The following is a 20,017-nucleotide window of genomic DNA, read 5'->3' on the forward strand; positions in this document are numbered from 1 at the left end:
ATGAGCAATGAACTTATAAAATATGATCCAGAACTTAATACTATTCCCTTACGTAAATTCACCCCTATTGAAATGAATCTATTTTTTTCAATTATTTCTCGTATGCGTGATAAAGGGGATCAAACAGTTAGATTTTCTTTTGAACAACTTAAAGACTTGAGCAACTATAAACCAACTGCAAATAATCGCTTTGAAGATGATATTCAAAGAACTTATGAAAAACTAATGGGACTTCATTTTGGAAGACGTAGCAAATCTGGATTAAATAGAGAGATGTTTGTTATGTTTACTAAATTCAGCATTGTTGGTGAAGCTGATTCCCCTTATATAGATGTTGAAGTATATAAAGATGCTTTGCCACTTCTTAATAATTTAGATACATGGGTTAGATATGCTTTAGCGGAATTTAGAGATCTTAGAAGCAGTTACGCCAAAACTGCCTTTAGATTGTTAAAGGGTTTTAGAACAACAGGTTATGCTTTTTTATCAAAAGAAGACTTTTTTGAATTACTTGATATTCCTAAAAGCTATTGGACAAAGTCAGGAGATATTGATAGGTATGTTATAAAGCCCATCAAAGAAGAGTTAACACCATTATTTAGAGGCCTAGCTATTAGAAAGAAATATGGCAAGGGACGTGGAAAACCAGTAATAGGGTATTCATTTACCTGGAAACCAGAAAAGAAAGGCGCTAATGACTTCTCACAAGGTAAATCACAAGATGAACGACAAAAACTTTTCAATATTCAGCATAATAGTGAACTAACAGAACAGGAAAAATGGCGCGCTACTGATAAAGTTAAAGGATTACCACTAGGATCCACTGAAAAACAAGCATTGGCTGATAAACAGGCTGAACATGATAAAAAAATAAGAGATCAAGCAAGACAAGAAGCACTTGCTGAACTCCGAAAGGGGTTTGGAAATAATGCCTAAAACAATTAGAGAACTTGCTGATGAATTGGGCGTTTCAAAGCAAAGAATTCAACAAATTATCGCCAAATTATCGGCAAGCAAAACACCAAATAAGGAAGGCAATAGATACGTTTTAAACGCCCAAGATGTCAAAAATATAAAGGATTTGATGGGTTTTGATAATGACAAGTCATCGACAAGTGAATCGACAAATAGACTTGTCGATTATGATGTTTACTTAGATGTGATAGATTCCATGAAAGAAAAAGATGAACAGATAAAAATTTTATTAGAAGTTCAAAAACAAACACAAAATCTTCTAGATCAGCAACAACGGTTAGCATTACAGGATAAAAAATTTTTAGAAGAATATAAGGCAGAGATCAAAGATTTAAAAGCATTAAATATGCCGCCACAAGATATAAAAAAAGAGAATTCTTCTCCAAAAGAAACAACAGACTATATAAAAGGATCGCAACAAAAGCCAAATAAAAAAAAGTGGTGGCAATTTAAAAAAACGAGGGCAAAAAAATGATTGATTCAAAAATTATGGAGACAACAAAGTCTATTTTGAAGGAATTTGGTAACACATACTTTTCAGATAAAGGCACTCTAAAGCGCAACAAAGTAATAGAAGACCTCGATGCTTATACACCTATGTTGATGAAGGCATTACTAGCCAATCAACTAATTCATGATACCTATACTGAGTCAGTTGTTATAGATGATAAAAGTGTAGAGATTTTTAAGTTAAACCAATTTATTGAAATGTTTACGTATAAAGAATACTGGCAAGATAGCTACACAAAATTTGAAAATAAAATTGGCCTGACTGCTGGCGGCAAGTTTATTGATGAGACTGCTGATGTTGTGTTAGATTTTCCCTTCAAAGATACCGTTTTAAAAGCTGGTATGACGAAAGAAGATCAAAAAGATGCTGACGAACCCTTTTTGCATGAAACGATTGCTAAGTCTGAAATTGATCAACTATTGGAACCTAAAATATTTGTAAATGCTACTAAGTATGATCAAGAAAATTTAGATGGTATATCAACTGATAATTTTGATGACGAAAATTTAATAATCAAGGGAAATAACTTGGTTGTTCTTAATAGTTTGCAAAGAATTTATGCTGGTAAAGTGAAATTGATTTATATAGATGTTCCTTTTAATACAAATTCAGATAATTTTCCATACAATGATGACTTTAACCATTCAACATGGCTAACATTCATGAAAAATAGACTTGAAATAGCTTGGAAAATTTTAGCAGATAATGGATCTATCTTTGTTCATGCTGATGATAACGAAATACATTATTTAAAAGTATTAATGGACAATATAGTTGGTCGAGAACACTTTAAAAATATGATTTCAGTTAAAATGGCAGAAGCATCTGGAGTAAAAATGTCTCATGTTAAGAAGAGATTTCTAAAGCAAAAAGAATCGATCTTATTTTATACTAAAAATAATGATGGATTTAATCCAATAAAAAGAAATAAAGATACTTGGGATGAAGAGTATAATAAATATTTTGAAGGACTTACATATGCTGATAAACAACAGTGGGATAAATTATCGCTTCAAAAAGATCATTCTCTAGAATTATCTAATACCATAGATTCTCTTTTTAAGAATGTTAATGAAATTTCAACTTCACAAGCATATAAAAAAAGTAAATCTAACTTAACGTTCGAAAAATGGAGACAAGAAAATTCTTGGAGAATTTTCAGAACAGCTGCTTCATCTAGCGTAAAAAAATTAGCTGATGAAAAAAAGAAAAGAAATAACCAGCTCTTTTTTTCTGTTGTTTCTAAACGAGATAATAAGTTATATTTGGTTAAGTCTGATTATTCTGAAACCAGTAAGAGTCCTCGTGTACAGATTTTATTTGCTAATGACTATTTAAAAGAATATGTAACCGATTTTTGGGATGACATTTCTACAACTGGCTTGGAATCTGAAGGTAATGTTGATTTCAAAAATGGTAAAAAACCAGAGACATTGATTGGAAGAATTATAAAATTTGCTTCAAATGATAAGGATATTATTTTAGATTTTTTTGGCGGTTCTGGCACAACTGCGGCAACTGCACATAAATTGGGACGTAGATGGATCAGTATTGAACAATTAAATAATCAAGTTGATTTGCAGAAGAATAGACTGGCTAATGTTATTTCTGGAAGCGATAGAAATGGTATCTCTAAAGATGTTAACTGGCAAGGTGGCGGCTCATTTGTCTATGCTGAATTAATGGAAAAGAATCAAGGTTATCTTAAAGATGTCCAACAGGCCGAAACGACGAAGCAATTAGAAGATGTCGTTAATCTCATGATTGAAGGTGGCGCTGATTTTGATTTCCGAGTCGATGTTGAAAAAGTCCTACAAGATCCTGAATACCAAGCCATGTCATTGGCTGATAAAAAGCAGCTGATAGTCAAGGTCATTGATAAGAATCAGTTGTATTATGCTTACAGTGATATGGAAGATCGTGATGTACAAGAGCTGATGTCTGAGAGTGATATTGCCTTTAATAAGAGCTTTTATGGGGAGCGTGATCTGTAATGGCCAAAAAGAAAGCACGAGAACTTGTCTTACCCATTGTTCATGAGATTAAAGACTATACGAGTGATTTTTTAAAAAACGATGAACCCAGACATTCTTTTGTTTATCCGGACTACATTAAGCATAACCTCAAACATCAGCTACGTGATTATCAAAAGCAATCACTATACAACCTGAATTACACGCAAAAAGATGACCATGTTGCCAGTCGCTTCAAACAATTGTTATTCCATATGGCCACTGGTTCTGGAAAAACTGATGTGATGGCAGCCGATATATTGTATTTTTACCATGAATTTGGCTATCAAAATTTTCTTTTTGTCGTTAATACAAACGCGGTGATTGCCAAAACGCGTGAAAACATGATGAATGTTCAATCACCAAAGTATCTCTTTTCACAACCAATAAGTATTGATGGGATTCAGATTGAATTGCGAGAAGTCACCCGCTTTCCAACAAATAGTGAACCAGGGGTGATCTACTTGCGGCTAACAACCATCCAAACTTTAGCAAATGAGTTAAATACACCACGCGAAAATGGCTTAACTTATGGCGATTTAGAGAAACAGAAGTTGATTATTCTAGCGGATGAAGCACATCATTTTTCTGCTGGAACTAAGAGCAAAGCAGATCAAAAAAATAAAGCTTGGGAGTATGTCTTAGACCGTATTAGACAGGCTAATAAAGCAAATCGTCAGTTAGAATTTACAGCCACGATCGATTTGAATAATGAGTTTATTTACGAAAAATATCGTGATAAGATCATTTTTCAATATGACTTAAAAGAGTTCCAAAATGCAGGATATTCAAAGAAAATTGCTCGTTTGCAAGCCAATGCTGATGATAACGAAAAGATGCTAAACGCGGTATTGTTATCACAATATCGTAAGCGGATGGCGATTCAGGCGGGTGTGAAAGATTTTAAGCCGGTTATTTTATTTAAATCCAATAAAATAGCTGTTTCAAAAGCGGCTCGTGATCAATTTTTGACGATGATGGATCGGCTAACTGCTGAAGATCTGGCGCAATTTATTGCAAAGCAACTACAAACCACGCAATCGTCTACTTTGCGCCAGGCCTATACTTATTATCAAACAGTTGATATGGGGAGCTTGGTACGTGAATTGCAACGTGATTTTCAACCATTGAATACAATTAATGTTAATGATACGAGTAGCAATGGGATTTTAGGGGACTTAAATGATTTACGTAATTTGAATACTTTAGAGGAACCAAGTAATCCCTTTAGAGCTATTTTTGCCGTCGCCAAACTTTCTGAAGGTTGGGATGTTTTAAATTTGTATGATATTGTCCGAATTGGTGAGCAACCTATTACGTCAACACAAACTAATAGTGAGGCGCAATTAATTGGTCGTGGTGCGCGATACAATCCCTTCGTCTATGAGGATGCAACCTCTTTCACGCGACGATTTGACCATAGTACGCCAGAATTACAGATATTAGAGTCCTTACACTATCACACGATTAACGATAAAAAATATATTGATAATCTGACGAAGTCCTTTGAAGCAATGCAGCTACAAGTTGAAGATGATAAGGACTTTGATATTTTAACCACGACGGTTAAAAAGTCATTTAAGAAATCTGATGTCTATCAATATGGCAAGCTGTATTACAATGACGTTGAAGATGTTCCTGAAAGTGAATACAATGGTTTGGCAAAATATGGGGTCCCTGTTGCAGAACTACCTACCGTTAACATTGAGACAGCAACCCTAGAAGCAACGGCCTTTGATACACAAAATGTTGCAGGTATGAATGAGACACGGCTGGTAAAGATTGATGAGGCACTCGTTAAAAAATCAATGGCACGGAATCCTTTCTTCAGATTCAATACCATGAAAAAATATATGCCGACGCTAAATTCTATATCTGAGTTTATGTATGATGCGCAGTGGCTAGGACAGCTAAAAGAAATCCAAGCGACGGTATCAACTGGTGCAGATACAGTGCTTAGTCGAGAAACGCAGCTATTAGTCGTTGAAAAATATCTAGCGTATATTCAACGCATGTTAATCATGAACTACAAGCGTCAACGTGGGACTAATAAATTTATTGGATTGCCAATTAAGGAAGTCGTTCAGGACTATCAAAAGCGTGTTCCCGTTAACTATTCTAATGCTGGTGTTCATGAGTTAATTCAAACTTATGACTATAAAAAGGCACCGTGGTTTGTCTATAACGAAGCCATCGTCGACAAATTAGAACGTAGCTTAATCGAACTGATCCAAGGCTATGTTGAAGAACTGCAAAACAAGTATAAAGATGTTTACCTCATTCGTAGTGATGAGCGTAATACTAAGCTTAAATTACATGAATTTGCCGATAATGTGTCTCACTATGCTGGTTTCTTGCCGGACTTTGTCTTGTATTTAGCTAATGAATCTTACATTTATCAGATTTATATTGAACCTAAAGGTACTCAATTACTTGATCGAGATCAGTGGAAAGAGGACTTGCTAACGAGCATTTCTCCTGAAAGTGTTGATATAATCGGTGAAAATGGCCAAGTTAAGCTGTATGGTGTTAAATTCTATGTTGCTGGTGATGCACGTCAAGTTCGACAATCCATTCAAAATATAACACTAAAGTAGGGTCTATAATTCACAAATCGCCCCTCGAAAACGTTGAAAGAATAGCCCCCAATGTCTATAATGTAGATATTGGGGGCTATTTTAATTTATTTTTTTATAAGTGCCCCTAAACTATAGCTATTGATTCAAGATTTCATGGGAGCCAGTTGCAACCAATAACAAAATCAATTCATCATGATCTAGCTGATAAATAACAATCCAGTTGTCATAATTTTTACCATAGTTGCCATATCTGGCAGGGTGAAATTCACGATAGCCACGCCAATTTCCTTTTAATGCATGATCTTTAATCTGTTTCAAAACAAGTACATCTTGTTCAACAATTGCTTCTAAACAAGGCTTCAAGACAGTTATTGGAAAATGTTTTTTGACTAGTTTTTTTAATTCACGTTCAAAAGATTTGGTCTGTTTAATTTGCATCTAACTTATCGATCCAATCTTCAAAGTCAGTCAATGAACCAATATTTTTGACCTGCCCTGTTTCTGCTTCTTTTTTAGCGGCTAAGGCTTCCGGAGAATCTAAAAAGCTGACTAATCGAACTTCATTATTGGCCGCTTTAACTAACGATAAGCGTATATACTCAGAAACGGTTAGCCCTTGTTTTGCTAGATTAGCTTTAGCCCGTTCACTAATGTCAGGTGTTACACGAGTTGAAATTGTCTTGTTTTTAATAATAGTATTACTCATTCTAATCCGCCTCCTTTAAGTTTACCATCGTACTACATTATAATATTCGATTTTTAGGTTTTCTGCAACTAAATTAATTTTAAAGTAAAGGAACTAACAGCTTATGCAACAAGTTGTCTTACCCATCAAAGATTCAAACGTTCTTAAAGAGGTTCAAGATACGTTACTCAATAACTTTAAAGCTGGCCGACGTAACTATACGATTTTTCAAGTTGGTAAAGCGACGCTACTGCGAGTGAGTGACGTTATGGGCTTAAAACAGGCCGATATTTTTAATCCGGACGGTTCTATTAAACAAAATGCGTTTATTCATGACCGAAAAACTGGTAAACCTAATACCTTGTACCTTAAACCTGTTCAAACAGAGCTCTTATTGTACCGTCAATGGCTGCTTGATCATAAACTAGAATCTGAATGGCTCTTTCCGTCCATTCAACACCCAGAACGGCATATTACGGAAAAACAGTTCTATAAAATCATGAGCAAAGTCGGCGATCTTTTAAGCATTAATTACCTTGGTACCCACACTATGCGCAAAACTGGGGCTTATCGTGTTTACACGCAATCAAATTACAATATTGGCCTAGTCATGCACTTACTAAATCACTCAAGTGAATCAATGACTTTAGCTTATTTAGGCTTGGATCAAGCAAGTACAGAAAACATGTTGAACCAAATTGATTTTGGGTAAATTAGTTTGATTTTGTTGTCGCCAACGGCGACTTCTGATACAGGTTTTTAATGGGTCTAGCACAACATAGAATAAATTCTATGTATAAGTGCGCATTGACCTCGTTTCACTCGGTCTGCTGATAACCATAAAATCAATTTCTGCTGTTGTTGAATTGACTGTATTTTTAATTCAATTTATGTTTGCACCTAACTAAGATTGTTATGTTTTAAATACTTAAAAAGTGTTTCAGATTATACTGTTTTAAGCCAAAAATTTTTAAGTGGGTTGTGCAGAGAATCTTTATAACCTTGGTGACAAATTTTGAATAACTAACTGTAAGAACTGTGTATCTGAACTGAAATCATTATTTTGATGTTAGGAGTAATTAAGATGGACGAAAAGAAAGTATTAAAACCAATTGATGAAATGCTTGCTGGTCCTTGGCAAATTGATATTCAAGAATTGTTTGAAGCTTCTGTCAATGAACCTGACGAGATTAAAAAGAATTTGTATGATTCCTTATACACTTATATTTTGCAAAAAAGACAAGAAGATATTATTAGTCGTCCTGGTTTCGTTATTTAGCCCTCTAAGAGCCTTCTGAGGGCTTTTAATTTTTGCTTTGGTATAAATGTATATGAATGGTCTTAAAATCGCTAGAAACGAATTTTTTAAAAGCCTTTCTAATAGCGAATCAGCTGTCGGGTCTGGTTTATCTCACCACACATCGTAATAGTGGTAGACAGTGTGCCATTCCGGGAAATCGTGCGGTAATTCACGCCATTGACACCCTGTAGTAAGCGAGTAAAGGATGGCATTGAATACGTCATAAAGATCATAACGACGCGGTCTTGTATGCTTGCGGAAGTTTTCTAAATCAGGTTGTATTAACGCAAATTGCGCTCGAGAAATATTGCTTGGATAATCTGGCATGACAAACTCCTCAGTCGGTTTTCCACAATTCTACCAGATTCAGCAGATACTAGACAGGTTCTAAGAGGCATTTCACCATACTAACAAGAAAACCAAAAATTCCCAGATCATTAATTTAACATATCGTATCAAACCACGCCTGGAATATTATCTAGGCGTTTTTTTGATGTCATGGTATTTTCTGGCAGAAAGGTTGCATTATTGTAACTACAGTTGTAAACTAATAAGTGTTAAGAGGCTACAAACGTAAACTTAGAATTCAATTAATGGAGGAAGCCAATTGAAGGATGCAAAGAATGTAACCATCACCGATTCTGAATGGATGGTTATGAGAGCAATTTGGACAATGGGACATGCGACTAGTCGTGAACTAATCGATGCTATGAACGAATTAGAAGGCTGGTCAGCTTCAACAACCAAAACGCTACTTCACAGGTTGATTCAAAAACAGGCGGTTGCGCAGCATGGCGGCAGTCGACCATTCACGTATAAGCCGGTTGTTGGCGAGAAGGAATCAATGGCGGCAGCGGCAGATGATTTGTTTGACCATATGTGTGCGATGCGGGCTGGTTCAACAATTGCCGGCGTTATTCAGTCAAGGGAACTCTCACGGGCGGATATTGCGAACTTACAAGCGATTCTAGCTGAAAAGGCCAAAACAGCGCCCGAGGAAGTTCAGTGTAACTGCTTGCCAGGTGATCAAACGTGTTAAGACTGTGGTGTTCTGTTTACTTTTAGGATTGCTGCACAAAAATCCAGAATCTGGGATTTCTGATGGCGGAAACTTATGAATTTTTGTCGTAATTCTCATTCATATAGTGGCATGGTGCTCCGCAAAGCAGACGCCTAAATATAAAAACCTGGTGGAAAAATCCCGAGCCCGGGGATTTCCACACAAGGAACTTATATTCCGGCTTCTAACCGCTTTGCTACGCACACTTATTTTTAGGGGGTCGATAATCATGGCAAATAAAGAGGACCATATGAACATGAAAAACATGAGTGCTAAGAATATGGAAAATAATGAATCAAATATGAGTCATATGGATCACGATATGACCGAAACGGATCATAATCAAATGAACATGGACCACGATATGGCCGAAATGGATCACAGTCAAATGAACATGAATCACGGTGATATGGATATGGCTGGGACCGACATGATGATGCACGGTGGCTCAATGATGCATATGGGGAATTTGAAAGTTAAATTTTGGGTCTCCGTTGTCTTAGCGATTCCAGTTTTACTGTTAGCACCAATCATGGGTTTAAACGTTTCCATCCTTAGTTTCAGTTCACCGCTAATTGTTGGCATTATCATCGTTTTGTTTGATACAGCACTTTACTTTTATGGCGGAATGCCATTTTTAAAGGGGGCTAAAGCGGAAATTCAGAATAAATCTCCTGAAATGATGACGCTAGTAGCCCTTGGAATTTCCGTTTCGTATTTCTACAGTTTGTACGCATTTATTGCCAACAACTTCTTGAACCCGGCAAATCATGTAATGGATTTTTCGTTCGAACTTGCAACCCTGATTTTAATTATGCTTCTAGGACACTGGATTGAAATGAATGCATTGATGGGGGCTGGGGATGCCTTACAAAAGATGGCGGCCCTGTTGCCTAAGACGGCCCATCTAGTTACAGATAATGGTGAAACAAAAGAAGTGCCAGTATCTGATTTAAAAGTTGGTCAAGCTTTCCAAGTGCGTTCAGGTGAGAGTATTCCAGCCGATGGTGTTATTACGGCTGGGGAGTCGACCGTGAATGAAGCACTGGTAACCGGTGAATCTGCTGCCGTTACCAAGAACGTTGGCGATAAGGTCATTGGTGGTGCAACCAACAATAACGGGACGCTAACGGTTAAAATTAGTGGTACTGGTGACTCCGGCTATCTTTCTCAAGTAATGAAAATGGTTCAAAATGCCCAGCAAGCTAAATCTAAAGCAGAAGATAAAGCTAATTTAGTTGCCAAGTATCTATTTTACGCGGCATTTGGTGTTGGGATTATTGCTTTCTTTGCCTGGTTACCCCAGGGATTGGCGACTGCAATGACGATCATGGTGACCGTCTTCGTGATTGCTTGCCCGCATGCATTAGGATTAGCGATTCCATTAGTGGTTTCTCGTTCTACTACGATTGGCGCTCAAAATGGGCTATTAGTTCGAAATCGCCAAGCCATTGAAGCAAGTCAACATGTTAGCCACGTTCTCTTGGATAAAACTGGCACGTTAACAGAAGGTAAATTTACGGTGAATGCATTGATTCCAAATGATGGGATTGACGAAACAACGTTATTAAGCCGACTGGCCGCCCTTGAAAATAATTCGACTCATCCGCTGGCCCAAGCAATCATTACTGAAGCCCAAGCGAAGGACATTGAAGTCGTTGCGGCTGAAAAGTCTCAAAATATTCCGGGCGTTGGTATTTCCGGTAATGTTGATGGCACTGACTATACGATTGTTAATGGTAACTATTTAACGAAGCAAGGGATCAGGTTTGACGAGGCCGCTGCTGATAAATGGGCTGCTAAGGGTAATTCCGTCAGCTTCCTATTGCAGGGCACCCAAGTTCAAGGAATGGTTGCTGAAGGCGACACCATCAAAGCGGGTGCTAAGGAATTAATTAGTGGTCTTCAGAGGCGAGGAATTACCCCCGTAATGCTCACTGGCGATAATCCAAAAGCCGCGGAACACGTTGCTAACTTACTAGGATTGACTGAATTCCATGCAGGCCTATTACCAGATGATAAACAAAAGATTATTGCTGATTATCAAGCAAAGGGCAATCACGTCATCATGGTTGGTGACGGCGTAAATGACGCACCAAGTCTTGCCGCGGCCGATATTGGAATTGCAATTGGTGCCGGAACCGATGTTGCCATTGATTCCGCTGATGTTGTGTTGGTTAAATCAGAACCCAGCGATATTTTACATTTTCTTGATTTGGCTAAAATCACAAATCGGAAAATGGTTCAAAATCTCTGGTGGGGAGCAGGCTACAATATTGTCGCAATTCCACTCGCTGCCGGTGTGTTGTCATTTATTGGAATCATTCTAGACCCAGCCGTTGGTGCTGCGGTCATGGCGATGTCGACAATTATCGTGGCAATTAATGCGATGGGATTGACTGGTAAAAAGATTAAAAACGTGTAATTAAGTGATGACAAAAAGAGGAGAAAGATCAGCTGGTAGTCTGGTCTTTCTCCTCTTTATGATCATCATGTTAATTACTTATCTGGTTGCTCAGTTAATTTCGCCAATTTTTGATGCAGCCTAATGTCATATTGCCTGGTAATTGGCATTAACACCGCGACCACCCCGCGAATGGCAGCACCGATTCCTGCAATCACAAATAGGCGTTCAATGCCAATCACATCAGCTAGGGGACCGGCAAAAATTAAGCCAATTGGTCCAGCTAGATTCAACAAAGAATTCAAAACGCCTAGAATCCGCCCTAACTCTTCTGCTGGATAACTTTGTTGAATCATTGCCATTAAAAGCGTTGTAAAAAATGGGGTCGCAATTCCTTCAATGATGTTTAAAGCTGCGAACCATAAAAATCCGGTTTGGTTACCTGGCAAAATGCCGCTAATACCGGTTGGAATGCCAACCAGGAAAAACGCGATGATTACGGGCTTCATCCGGTCCTGCCACTTACCAAAGAGGCCAATGATAGTGCCGCCGATTAGCATGCCAGTTGAATAAATGGCTTCAATTAAGCCAGCCTGACTAACGGTTCCCTGAAAGTATTTCATGGTCATGAGTGGATACATGCTGGCAGCAGGCATGTAGGTTAGTGTGAAGACGGCGCCGATCAACGTAATGTACCACAAGCCCTTGTTGTTCGTAAGTTGTTTGATCCCCAAGCGGGTGTTGTGGAGCACATGCATTGGCTGATCAATTTTTCCATTGTTAGGAATTTGAACCCACGTTAAAATACAAATCCCAATGATGGCCCCAAGTACGTCTAACAGAATCAAGTACTCGATGGGGATAAACGCAAATAAAAACGCGCCCAGTGCTGGGGCAATAATCATATTCGCGGATTGCACCATTCCCAGTTGGCCGTTCATACGGGTAATTTCTTTGTCTGGCACCATTGTGGGCATTACCGATTGAATCGTTGGCATCTGGAAGGTTTGCGCACAAGACCGCATCAGTAATGAAATAAAAATGAGCCAAAGTGGAAATACATGAAAGACCGTTCCGGATACGGAAAGAATAATAGCGAAACAGGCAGCAAAAACGTCCGGGAAAATTAGGAGGCCTTTTTTGTTCCACCGATCAACCATAGGACCAACAAACGGACTAAGAATCACCATTGGCAGCATTCCTAAAATAGTAGCAATGCTCAATACCGTTGCTAAACCGGTTTTCTTGGTCAAATACCAAATAGTGGCGGCCTTCTTGATTATCAAATAATTTTTCACCACTTCTATAAGCGGCGTTGGCAATGGCACTGTATCCTTTACCAGCACTAATTATAAAATTGCCCCTAAAAAGCATTGAAAGAATAACCCCTAATATCTATAATGTAGATATTAGGGGTTATTTATTCTCATATTATAAAAATGACTTCTTCTATTTGTCATTTTTTCGATACCCTTTAGAACGATTTTGACCAGGAAATAAACGATCATGCGATCCGACTCGAATGCCAATTAAGACTAGTTCATCTTTATCAATCGTATAAACCACCAGGACATCGTTAGTTTCGCTTGGTGTTTTGTTTTTCGGGGTATCTCGTAAGTGAAATTCATTATAACCGCTCATTCGCCGATTAAGCTCATGATCTTCAAATTCTGGTGGTAATTGTTGTTGCTCAAGCAACAGATCAATGGCTGCTCGAACTTCATCAATAATAGATTTGTCTAAACTGGCTAACCGTTTTAGATCAGCATTAAAGGTTGCACGTGGTTTAAATCTTAGTTTTTTCATTGTTTAAACTGACCCCAATAATCATCATTTGATTCAACAATTTCATCATCAGGTAAAACATGGCGTTTAATTAACTGATCACGCGCAATTGCATATTCTAACGAACCTTCTTTCGCTTTTAATGCTCTTTCTAGCCAGTCCATTTTTTCTTGTGAAACGATGGCTACTGCGCGACTATTTGAACGAGCAATATAAACGGTTTCGTCTTCGTCATTAACTTGATCTAAATATTTTTTTAGGTTAGCGCGAAAATCGCTCTGTGTTAGTGCTAATGTCATATTTACCACCCTTTCATTGTACTTAATATTGTACTTTAATTTGTACTAAAAATCAATTTTTTAAGGAGCTAAAACTATGCAACAAGTTGTCTTACCCATCAAAGATTCAAACGTTCTCAAAGAGGTTCAAGATACCTTACTCAACAACTTTAAAGCTGGCCGGCGTAACTATACAGTTTTTCAAGTTGGCAAAGCTACGCTACTGCGAGTGAGTGATGTCATGCGCTTAAAACAAACCGATATTTTTAATCCGGACGGTGCTATTAAACAAAATGCGTTCATTCACGACCGAAAAACGGGTAAGCCTAATACCTTGTATCTTAAACCAGTTCAAACAGAGCTCTTATTGTACCGTCAATGGCTACTTGATCATAGACTAGCCTCTGAGTGGCTCTTTCCTTCCATTCAACACCCCGAGCGCCATATCACGGAAAAACAGTTCTACAAAATTATGAGTAAGGTTGGCGATCTGTTAGGAATTAATTATCTAGGGACCCACACAATGCGCAAAACCGGGGCTTATCGCGTCTACACACAATCTAATTATAATATTGGTTTGGTCATGCACTTATTAAATCATTCAAGTGAAGCCATGACTTTAGCTTATTTAGGCTTAGACCAAGCCAGTACCGAAACTATGTTAGATCAAATTGATTTCGGTTAGTTTTCTTTGAGTTTTTAGTTGTTGCCGAAGGCAACTTCTGAGACAGATTTTAAGCGCAAACCCCCACTAAATTTTTGTGGGGTGTAAATGCGCATTGACCTAGTTTCACTTGGCCTGCTGATAACCACAAAATCAATTTCCGTCGTTGTTAAATTGAATGTATTTTTAATTCAATTTATGCTTGTACTTAACTAAGTTTGTTATGTTTTAAATACTTACAAAGTGCTGAGGAAAGGCACAATCCTATTTTATTCATTCGACTTCCAAAGCAAAAAGTCCACACCCAATAAAGTGCTCCATAATTGTTAGACAAGAAATCTAACAGTTATGGAGCACTTTTTCTATGGTCAAATATAGTTCAGAATTAAAAGCAGAAGTCGTTAGTGAATATCTTCAAGGTGACATTAGTATCAGTCTTCTTTCAAAGAAACGTAACTTGCCTCGAATACAAGTAGGTAGATGGATACAAAACTTTCGTTTGAGCGGCGCAGACGCTCTTAAACGAAGAAGAGTTAAACGAAGTTTCTCAGTTGAGTTTAAAGTTGATGTGATAAACTACTATCAAACTCATGATGAAACTTTAGCCGAAGTATCCGCAAAATTTGATGTTAATTCTTGTCAAATCAGTCTTTGGAGGACAGCCTTCAATCAGTATGGTATAGAAGCCTTGAAGCCTCATCCGAAAGGCAGAAAAACCAAAGTGAAACATAATAAGAAGAAATTACGTAAGTTAGTAAACAAGAACGAAATCGATCAACTTCGTGAAGAATTGACGAAAAAGAATCAAGAATTATATGATGCAAAATTGGAGAACGAAATCTTAAAAAAATCAATGACCCTGTTCGGAACCTCAAAGGACGAAAGAAAACACAAATAGTTGATCAGATCAGGGTCGAACAAGAGTCTCTTCCGAAATCTAACCGGTATAAAGTCGGCGATATTCTTAAGACCATTGGACTTAAGAAAGCGACTTATCATGATGAACGTAAACGTATCAAAAATTATGTAGATAAGTATGAAGATGTAAAAGTAGAGATACTAAAAATTGCCGAAAGCGGAAGATATCGCGGACGTCTAACCTACGGTTATCGTCGCGTTCAAGAAGAGCTCATTAAATTAGATATCCATCTATCAGACGCCGTAGTGCGTCGTTTGATGGATGAATTAAATGTTCAAGTAAGCCTTTATAACCGCCACAGAAATGGTAGATATTCATCTTATAAAGGTACAGTTGGAAAAGTGGCCCGTAACGTTCTACATCAGCATTTTAATGAAACCGTACCTTTCAAAGTATTACATACCGATGTTACACAAGTACGCTTGGCCGATACTAAGTGGGCTTACGTTTCAGCTATTACTGACGAAGCAAGCAAGGAAGTTTTAGCATTTCAAGTAAGTAATAGTCCTAACAGTAAACTAATTATGGATACACTCGATGAACTCACAGAAAATATTCCGGAAGGAATAAAACCAATAATTCATTCAGATCAAGGTTGGCATTATCAATTGAATTACTATACCGATAAACTCTCTGAAAAAAAATTTATACAAAGCATGTCTCGTAAGGGAAACTGTCTTGATAATGCGCCAATTGAAAGCTTCTTTCATCTTCTTAAAACAGAATGTCTTAATGGATTTCCACAGTGTAAAGATATTGGAGAATTCAAGGAAATCACAAAGAATTACGTCGATTGGTTTAACAATCGACGAATATCACAGAAAACAAAAGGCATGACTCCCTGCGAATACAGGGAACATGCCTTAGCAGTTTAAAAATATTCAATTTTGTCTAACTTTTGTGTTGCACTTTAAACCGCAGAATGTTTGACGACTTTTTTTATATTTTAGAGGAGGATCTGAATTTGTTTGAATGTGTGAATGTATTTAAATCAATTAAATCAAGTTAGCTACTTGCATTAAGATTGGCACAACAATTACGAACAAGACAGTTGATGTTGTAACAAGGTTAGTAGCGTAGTCAACATCACCATGTGATTGATCAACTAGAATAGGTAGGACAGCTAAACCAGGAGCAGCTGATTGAATGATGAATGAGTTTGATTCGATAGTTGGTAATGAAGTACCCATCATTGAACCACCAATAAGAATAATGCTAATCATGATTGCAGGAGCAACCACAAATCTACCTAATAGAGCTAGGATTGTATCACGGTCGAATCTGATTGATTTCAAACCTGCATCGGCTAAGATAATACCGATGTAGATCAATGACATTGGTGTAACGATACCACCGACCATGTCCAAAGTCTTGTTGATCCAGTCAGGAACTGGGATAGCAAGTAGTAAGAAAACAAGTGATACTAAGAAACCAACAAGTGGAGCAGGAAGTAATTTTTTCCAGTTAAAGTCTTTCTTAGCACCCTTTTCAACGGTTGGATCATCACTTGAGATGAAGAAGATACCAACAGCCCAAGTTGAAATTGTATTCATAACATAGTAGATAAGGAAGTAAGGTAAACTCTTAGTTCCAAATAAAGCTATGTTTAGAGGTAAACCGATAAAGATGGTATTAGCATTAACGAACATGTTAATGAAAGTACCACGACGGCCCTTTCTAATACGGAAGACCTTTGTTAAGATCCATGCAATGATGTAACCAATCGTGAAACTGGCGAAGGCAAAGATCAGTCCGCCGGACAAACTTGCTAATTTATCTCTGTTCAAATATTTAAGAACAGAGACGAAGATTGAAGCAGGTAAAGCAATTTTCATAATGATAAATGAAATATTGCCTTTAAATTCGTCGCCTAAACGTCCTGATCCTCTTAGCCAATACCCCAAAGCAATGACAAGAACGATTTCAGCAACACTTTCAAGTGAAGTGAAAAATGCAGCCATGAATAAATTCCCCTTTATTTAACAAAAATTTTAATTAATATTTAGGTTCCCACTTAAGATCAGCAACTGCTTTTTTAGCGTCTGTAGCAGTTGTTAATTTTTCGTCAATAGCTTGTTGAGCAACACCATTGGCAACAGTCATACTGAACTTGTCTAGTTGTGAAACTGGAGGAAGAACAGCAGCACCAGGTTGTGTAGGATCAACGATACCACCCAATGAGTGAGCAGCTTTGTTGATCATGCCATCTGAAAGAATCTTAGCATTAACAGCCATAGAACCAAGACCAAGACCTGGGTAAACTAAAGCGTTATTTGCTTGACCGATATGATATGTAACACCATTGTATTCAACGGGTTCAACAGGAATACCAGTAGCAATAAGAGCCTTGCCATCAGTCCATTTCAAAAGGTCTTCAGCCTTAGCTTCAGCAAGCTTTGTAGGATTTGACAATGGGAAGATAATTGGACGTTCTGTATGAGCGGCCATTTCCTTGATAACAGCTTCTGTAAAGGTACCAGGTTGTGTTGAAGTACCAACAAGAATAGTAGGGTGAACAGCTTTAACAACAGCTTCTAAGTTTGTTAATTCATCAGCATTAGCAAATTCACTACGTTTTCTTGTAAATGGCTTTTGTTCTGGTGTTAAATCTTCAGTATCATCGAACAAAAGACCTTGTTTGTCGACTAGGTAGAAATGTTTTCTAGCTTCATCTTCAGAAAGTCCTTCTTCAACCATTGCATCGAAGATTCTCTTAGTAATACCAGCACCGGCAGTACCAGCACCAAATGATAGATAAACTTGATCTGTAAGTTTTTCCTTGGAAATATTCAAAGCACCAAGAATACCAGCAAGAGTAATAATACCTGTACCTTGAATGTCATCATTGAAGGTAAGAATATTATCTTTGTACTTATTTAAGATGTTAGCAGCATTGCTACGGCCAAAGTCTTCAAAGTGAAGATACATATCAGGGAATAAGTTTTCAGCAGTTTCAACAAATTTGTCAACGAAGTTGTAGTACTTGTCGCCAGTAACACGTTCGTGATGATTACCCATGTATAGATCATCAGCTAATAATTCTTTTCTGTTTGTACCTACATCAAGGACAACAGGAAGAACTGATTTAGGATCAACACCAGCAGCAGCTGTGTAAACCATTAATTTACCAACAGAGATGTCAACACCTTGAACACCCCAGTCACCAATACCAAGGATACCCTCACCATCAGTAACAACGATTAACTTGATATCGCGACCAGCAGATGCATTCTTCAATGATGCTTCAATATCATCTTGATCATCGATTGATAAGAAAGCGGCATTTTGTGGATCTAAGAAGAGGTGACTGTAGTTTTCAATTGTGTCAGCGATTGTTGGATCATAAACAACTGGCATAAATTCATTAACATGTTGACTGAATAACTTGTAGAATAAAGTAACATTTTCATTGAAAAGATCCATCAAATACATTCTCTTAGCCAAGAATGTATCCTTATTAGAATAGTTTTCATAAGCTTGTTCGACTTGTTGATCCAAAGTTTGCACGAATGGTGGCAACAAACCTTCGATGTGATTTTCTTTTCTTTCTTCCTTAGTAAAGGCAGTACCTTTATTTAAGAAGTGATTGTTTAATAGATCTAAACCCTCATATTTCATAAAATGATTCCTCCTAATTTAGTTTTCTAACCATAATCACATTATAATAAAAAGTATGATTTGTTATATCAATATATATAAACATAATTTTCATATATTGAATTTATAGAAAATATTAACTTAGCATATTTTTTATATATAATTTTTTCTTAACTAACTTTTAAGGAGTATCATAAACCATAATAAAAAATATAGTCAAATATATTAACTTGGGGTAGATTGCAAATTTAATCCGAATTTTTTGACAAATTGGTCAGCATGACCTGATAAGGTGTTTGCCAGTCAAGTATTTTAAGTGGTCTCTGATTAATTTCGAGTAAGGTGGTTTTCAAGCCTTGAGCACTAATGTGCTCAAAATAAGTCCCTTTAGGATAAAAATAACGTAAATTCCGATTAAAGCGTTCATTACTACCACGTTCAGCTGGAGTATAAGCATGGCAGTAATAGGTCTTAATACCATATTGTGATTCAAGTGATACTAGCCCACTAAACTCAGTGCCACGGTCCACAGTAAAGCTGTGCACCGGACCATTAAAAGTGGTTAGGAACTTAGTTAGTGCTTCATTAACAGTCGCTGTCGTCCGATCTTTTAACCGGTATGCCCAAAGGAACCGTGATTTGCGATCGATTAAAGTTAATAAAACTGCCTTACTATGCCCACGAGGACCAACGACTGTATCTAGTTCAAAATCGCCGATGCGATTACGTTGATTAATCATCATGGGACGCTGTTCAATTGATCGCCCCAAAGATTGATTATATTTGGATCGTTGGTCAACGTTACGCCGTTGGCGTACGCCATGTTCAGGTAGATCATTCAAGGAGAAACCAATTCTCCCCTGATTTAGCCAATTATAAATAGATTTAGTAGCTAGTTTAAATTCGTGAGCAATCATTCCTGGTGACCAGCTTAGACGTAAATGGTTGAGAATTTTTTGCTTTAACTCATCGCTCAGCTTAGTTTTCCGACCACATCGTGATCGCTTGTATTCGGCATCTGTTTGTGCTAATTCAGCCTGATAAGGTTGACATCGAGATAATTCATAAGAAATTGTTGACGGTGATCGGTTCAGCCGAACGCCCATTTGGATATTGGACAGCCCTAGTTCACAAAAGGTTTCGATTTTAATTCGTTCGGAATAGGTTATACTAGACAAAAGATCAGCTCCTAAAAGATGGGTTTGTGGTAAACACCATTTTAAAGGAAGCTGATCTTTTTTGTCCGAA

Annotated in this window: 19 protein-coding genes and 1 pseudogene; 11 read left to right on the forward strand and 9 right to left on the reverse strand. The window is 37.4% G+C overall.

The features are described from left to right. From AB3217_RS10750 to AB3217_RS10765, 4 genes are all read left to right on the forward strand, one after another. Positions 1 to 936, forward strand: a 936-nt coding sequence (locus AB3217_RS10750) for a replication initiation protein (RefSeq protein WP_367366147.1), incomplete at its 5' end; no start/stop codon positions are given. Beyond that, positions 929 to 1,450, forward strand: coding sequence for a MarR family transcriptional regulator (locus AB3217_RS10755; RefSeq protein WP_367366148.1), 522 nt, complete (start codon positions 929 to 931; stop codon positions 1,448 to 1,450). The genes AB3217_RS10750 and AB3217_RS10755, both read left to right, overlap by 8 nt. Next, on the forward strand, positions 1,447 to 3,480 hold the full coding sequence (locus AB3217_RS10760; protein ID WP_367366149.1) for a DNA methyltransferase: 2,034 nt from the start codon (positions 1,447 to 1,449) through the stop codon (positions 3,478 to 3,480). The genes AB3217_RS10755 and AB3217_RS10760 overlap by 4 nt, the downstream gene beginning before the upstream one ends. Continuing rightward, positions 3,480 to 6,095, forward strand: coding sequence for a DEAD/DEAH box helicase family protein (locus AB3217_RS10765; RefSeq protein WP_367366150.1), 2,616 nt, complete (start codon positions 3,480 to 3,482; stop codon positions 6,093 to 6,095). Before AB3217_RS10760 ends, AB3217_RS10765 begins: the two co-directional genes overlap by 1 nt. A gap of 117 nt (positions 6,096 to 6,212) precedes the next feature. Here AB3217_RS10765 and AB3217_RS10770 read toward each other — a convergent pair whose 3' ends face one another. Continuing rightward, the gene (locus tag AB3217_RS10770) at positions 6,213 to 6,515 is read right to left on the reverse strand and encodes a type II toxin-antitoxin system YafQ family toxin (RefSeq protein WP_005917927.1); all 303 of its coding nucleotides are present in this window, start codon (positions 6,513 to 6,515) and stop codon (positions 6,213 to 6,215) included. Continuing rightward, positions 6,505 to 6,783 carry a plasmid mobilization protein gene (locus AB3217_RS10775; RefSeq protein WP_003625288.1) on the reverse strand — a complete coding sequence of 93 codons (279 nt, stop codon included), beginning with the start codon at positions 6,781 to 6,783 and terminating at the stop codon, positions 6,505 to 6,507. Before AB3217_RS10775 ends, AB3217_RS10770 begins: the two co-directional genes overlap by 11 nt. Before the next feature lie 103 nt (positions 6,784 to 6,886). On the opposite strand from AB3217_RS10775, the gene AB3217_RS10780 reads away from it, so the two are divergent. Together AB3217_RS10780 and AB3217_RS10785 are read left to right on the forward strand one after the other, a co-directional pair. After that, complete coding sequence (locus AB3217_RS10780) at positions 6,887 to 7,474, forward strand: site-specific integrase (RefSeq protein ID WP_057802902.1); 588 nt, start codon at positions 6,887 to 6,889, stop codon at positions 7,472 to 7,474. Positions 7,475 to 7,828: 354 nt separating this feature from the next. Further along, positions 7,829 to 8,041, forward strand: a complete 213-nt coding sequence (locus AB3217_RS10785) for a hypothetical protein (protein ID WP_367366151.1) — start codon at positions 7,829 to 7,831, stop codon at positions 8,039 to 8,041. A gap of 135 nt (positions 8,042 to 8,176) precedes the next feature. On the opposite strand, the pseudogene AB3217_RS10790 reads toward AB3217_RS10785, so the two are convergent. After that, a pseudogene (locus AB3217_RS10790) lies at positions 8,177 to 8,389 on the reverse strand (transposase); the annotation flags it as partial. Between the two features lie 280 nt (positions 8,390 to 8,669). On the opposite strand from AB3217_RS10790, the gene AB3217_RS10795 reads away from it, so the two are divergent. Next, the gene (locus AB3217_RS10795) at positions 8,670 to 9,101 is read left to right on the forward strand and encodes a CopY/TcrY family copper transport repressor (protein WP_002816262.1); all 432 of its coding nucleotides are present in this window, start codon (positions 8,670 to 8,672) and stop codon (positions 9,099 to 9,101) included. A gap of 250 nt (positions 9,102 to 9,351) precedes the next feature. Further along, the gene (locus AB3217_RS10800; protein ID WP_367366152.1) at positions 9,352 to 11,547 is read left to right on the forward strand and encodes a heavy metal translocating P-type ATPase; all 2,196 of its coding nucleotides are present in this window, start codon (positions 9,352 to 9,354) and stop codon (positions 11,545 to 11,547) included. Between the two features lie 74 nt (positions 11,548 to 11,621). Here AB3217_RS10800 and AB3217_RS10805 read toward each other — a convergent pair whose 3' ends face one another. From AB3217_RS10805 to AB3217_RS10815, 3 genes are all read right to left on the reverse strand, one after another. Next, positions 11,622 to 12,872, reverse strand: coding sequence for an MFS transporter (locus AB3217_RS10805; protein WP_367366153.1), 1,251 nt, complete (start codon positions 12,870 to 12,872; stop codon positions 11,622 to 11,624). 103 nt (positions 12,873 to 12,975) lie between these two features. Then, on the reverse strand, positions 12,976 to 13,332 hold the full coding sequence (locus AB3217_RS10810) for a type II toxin-antitoxin system YafQ family toxin (RefSeq protein WP_056979561.1): 357 nt from the start codon (positions 13,330 to 13,332) through the stop codon (positions 12,976 to 12,978). Next, entirely contained in the window at positions 13,329 to 13,610 is a 282-nt protein-coding gene (locus AB3217_RS10815) for a type II toxin-antitoxin system Phd/YefM family antitoxin (protein ID WP_021816635.1), read from the reverse strand. The genes AB3217_RS10810 and AB3217_RS10815 overlap by 4 nt, the downstream gene beginning before the upstream one ends. Before the next feature lie 76 nt (positions 13,611 to 13,686). Between AB3217_RS10815 and AB3217_RS10820 the strand changes: the two genes are divergently transcribed. The 3 genes from AB3217_RS10820 (at position 13,687) to AB3217_RS10830 (ending at position 16,047) form a co-directional block, all read left to right on the forward strand. Further along, complete coding sequence (locus AB3217_RS10820) at positions 13,687 to 14,274, forward strand: site-specific integrase (RefSeq protein WP_105300181.1); 588 nt, start codon at positions 13,687 to 13,689, stop codon at positions 14,272 to 14,274. A gap of 343 nt (positions 14,275 to 14,617) precedes the next feature. Continuing rightward, on the forward strand, positions 14,618 to 15,151 hold the full coding sequence (locus AB3217_RS10825) for a helix-turn-helix domain-containing protein (RefSeq protein WP_002331365.1): 534 nt from the start codon (positions 14,618 to 14,620) through the stop codon (positions 15,149 to 15,151). Further along, positions 15,148 to 16,047, forward strand: a complete 900-nt coding sequence (locus AB3217_RS10830; RefSeq protein WP_229923107.1) for an IS3 family transposase — start codon at positions 15,148 to 15,150, stop codon at positions 16,045 to 16,047. The genes AB3217_RS10825 and AB3217_RS10830 overlap by 4 nt, the downstream gene beginning before the upstream one ends. 120 nt (positions 16,048 to 16,167) lie before the next feature. Here the strand turns inward: AB3217_RS10830 and AB3217_RS10835 are convergent, their stop codons facing one another. The 3 genes from AB3217_RS10835 to AB3217_RS10845 form a co-directional block, all read right to left on the reverse strand. Further along, on the reverse strand, positions 16,168 to 17,133 hold the full coding sequence (locus AB3217_RS10835; RefSeq protein ID WP_367366154.1) for an AEC family transporter: 966 nt from the start codon (positions 17,131 to 17,133) through the stop codon (positions 16,168 to 16,170). Between the two features lie 34 nt (positions 17,134 to 17,167). Then, positions 17,168 to 18,790, reverse strand: a complete 1,623-nt coding sequence (locus tag AB3217_RS10840) for a malolactic enzyme (protein WP_003561621.1) — start codon at positions 18,788 to 18,790, stop codon at positions 17,168 to 17,170. A gap of 227 nt (positions 18,791 to 19,017) precedes the next feature. Beyond that, positions 19,018 to 19,947 (reverse strand): IS30-like element ISLpl1 family transposase, encoded by a 930-nt coding sequence (locus AB3217_RS10845; protein WP_071421658.1) that lies wholly within the window; start codon positions 19,945 to 19,947, stop codon positions 19,018 to 19,020. Positions 19,948 to 20,017: the final 70 nt, after the last annotated feature.

It is taken from the genome of Pediococcus parvulus (genome assembly GCF_964063155.1).
Classification (GTDB): Bacteria; Bacillota; Bacilli; order Lactobacillales; family Lactobacillaceae; genus Pediococcus; species Pediococcus parvulus.

What these genes read in the sequence shown, in the direction of transcription:
- AB3217_RS10755 (WP_367366148.1), top strand. Translation starts at nt 929, where the DNA reads ATGCCTAAAACAATTAGAGAACTTGCTGATGAATTGGGCGTTTCAAAG.
- AB3217_RS10760 (WP_367366149.1), top strand. Translation starts at nt 1,447, where the DNA reads ATGATTGATTCAAAAATTATGGAGACAACAAAGTCTATTTTGAAGGAA.
- AB3217_RS10765 (WP_367366150.1), top strand. Translation starts at nt 3,480, where the DNA reads ATGGCCAAAAAGAAAGCACGAGAACTTGTCTTACCCATTGTTCATGAG.
- AB3217_RS10770 (WP_005917927.1), bottom strand. Translation starts at nt 6,515, where the DNA reads ATGCAAATTAAACAGACCAAATCTTTTGAACGTGAATTAAAAAAACTA.
- AB3217_RS10775 (WP_003625288.1), bottom strand. Translation starts at nt 6,783, where the DNA reads ATGAGTAATACTATTATTAAAAACAAGACAATTTCAACTCGTGTAACA.
- AB3217_RS10780 (WP_057802902.1), top strand. Translation starts at nt 6,887, where the DNA reads ATGCAACAAGTTGTCTTACCCATCAAAGATTCAAACGTTCTTAAAGAG.
- AB3217_RS10785 (WP_367366151.1), top strand. Translation starts at nt 7,829, where the DNA reads ATGTTAGGAGTAATTAAGATGGACGAAAAGAAAGTATTAAAACCAATT.
- AB3217_RS10800 (WP_367366152.1), top strand. Translation starts at nt 9,352, where the DNA reads ATGGCAAATAAAGAGGACCATATGAACATGAAAAACATGAGTGCTAAG.
- AB3217_RS10810 (WP_056979561.1), bottom strand. Translation starts at nt 13,332, where the DNA reads ATGAAAAAACTAAGATTTAAACCACGTGCAACCTTTAATGCTGATCTA.
- AB3217_RS10815 (WP_021816635.1), bottom strand. Translation starts at nt 13,610, where the DNA reads ATGACATTAGCACTAACACAGAGCGATTTTCGCGCTAACCTAAAAAAA.
- AB3217_RS10820 (WP_105300181.1), top strand. Translation starts at nt 13,687, where the DNA reads ATGCAACAAGTTGTCTTACCCATCAAAGATTCAAACGTTCTCAAAGAG.
- AB3217_RS10825 (WP_002331365.1), top strand. Translation starts at nt 14,618, where the DNA reads ATGGTCAAATATAGTTCAGAATTAAAAGCAGAAGTCGTTAGTGAATAT.
- AB3217_RS10835 (WP_367366154.1), bottom strand. Translation starts at nt 17,133, where the DNA reads ATGGCTGCATTTTTCACTTCACTTGAAAGTGTTGCTGAAATCGTTCTT.
- AB3217_RS10840 (WP_003561621.1), bottom strand. Translation starts at nt 18,790, where the DNA reads ATGAAATATGAGGGTTTAGATCTATTAAACAATCACTTCTTAAATAAA.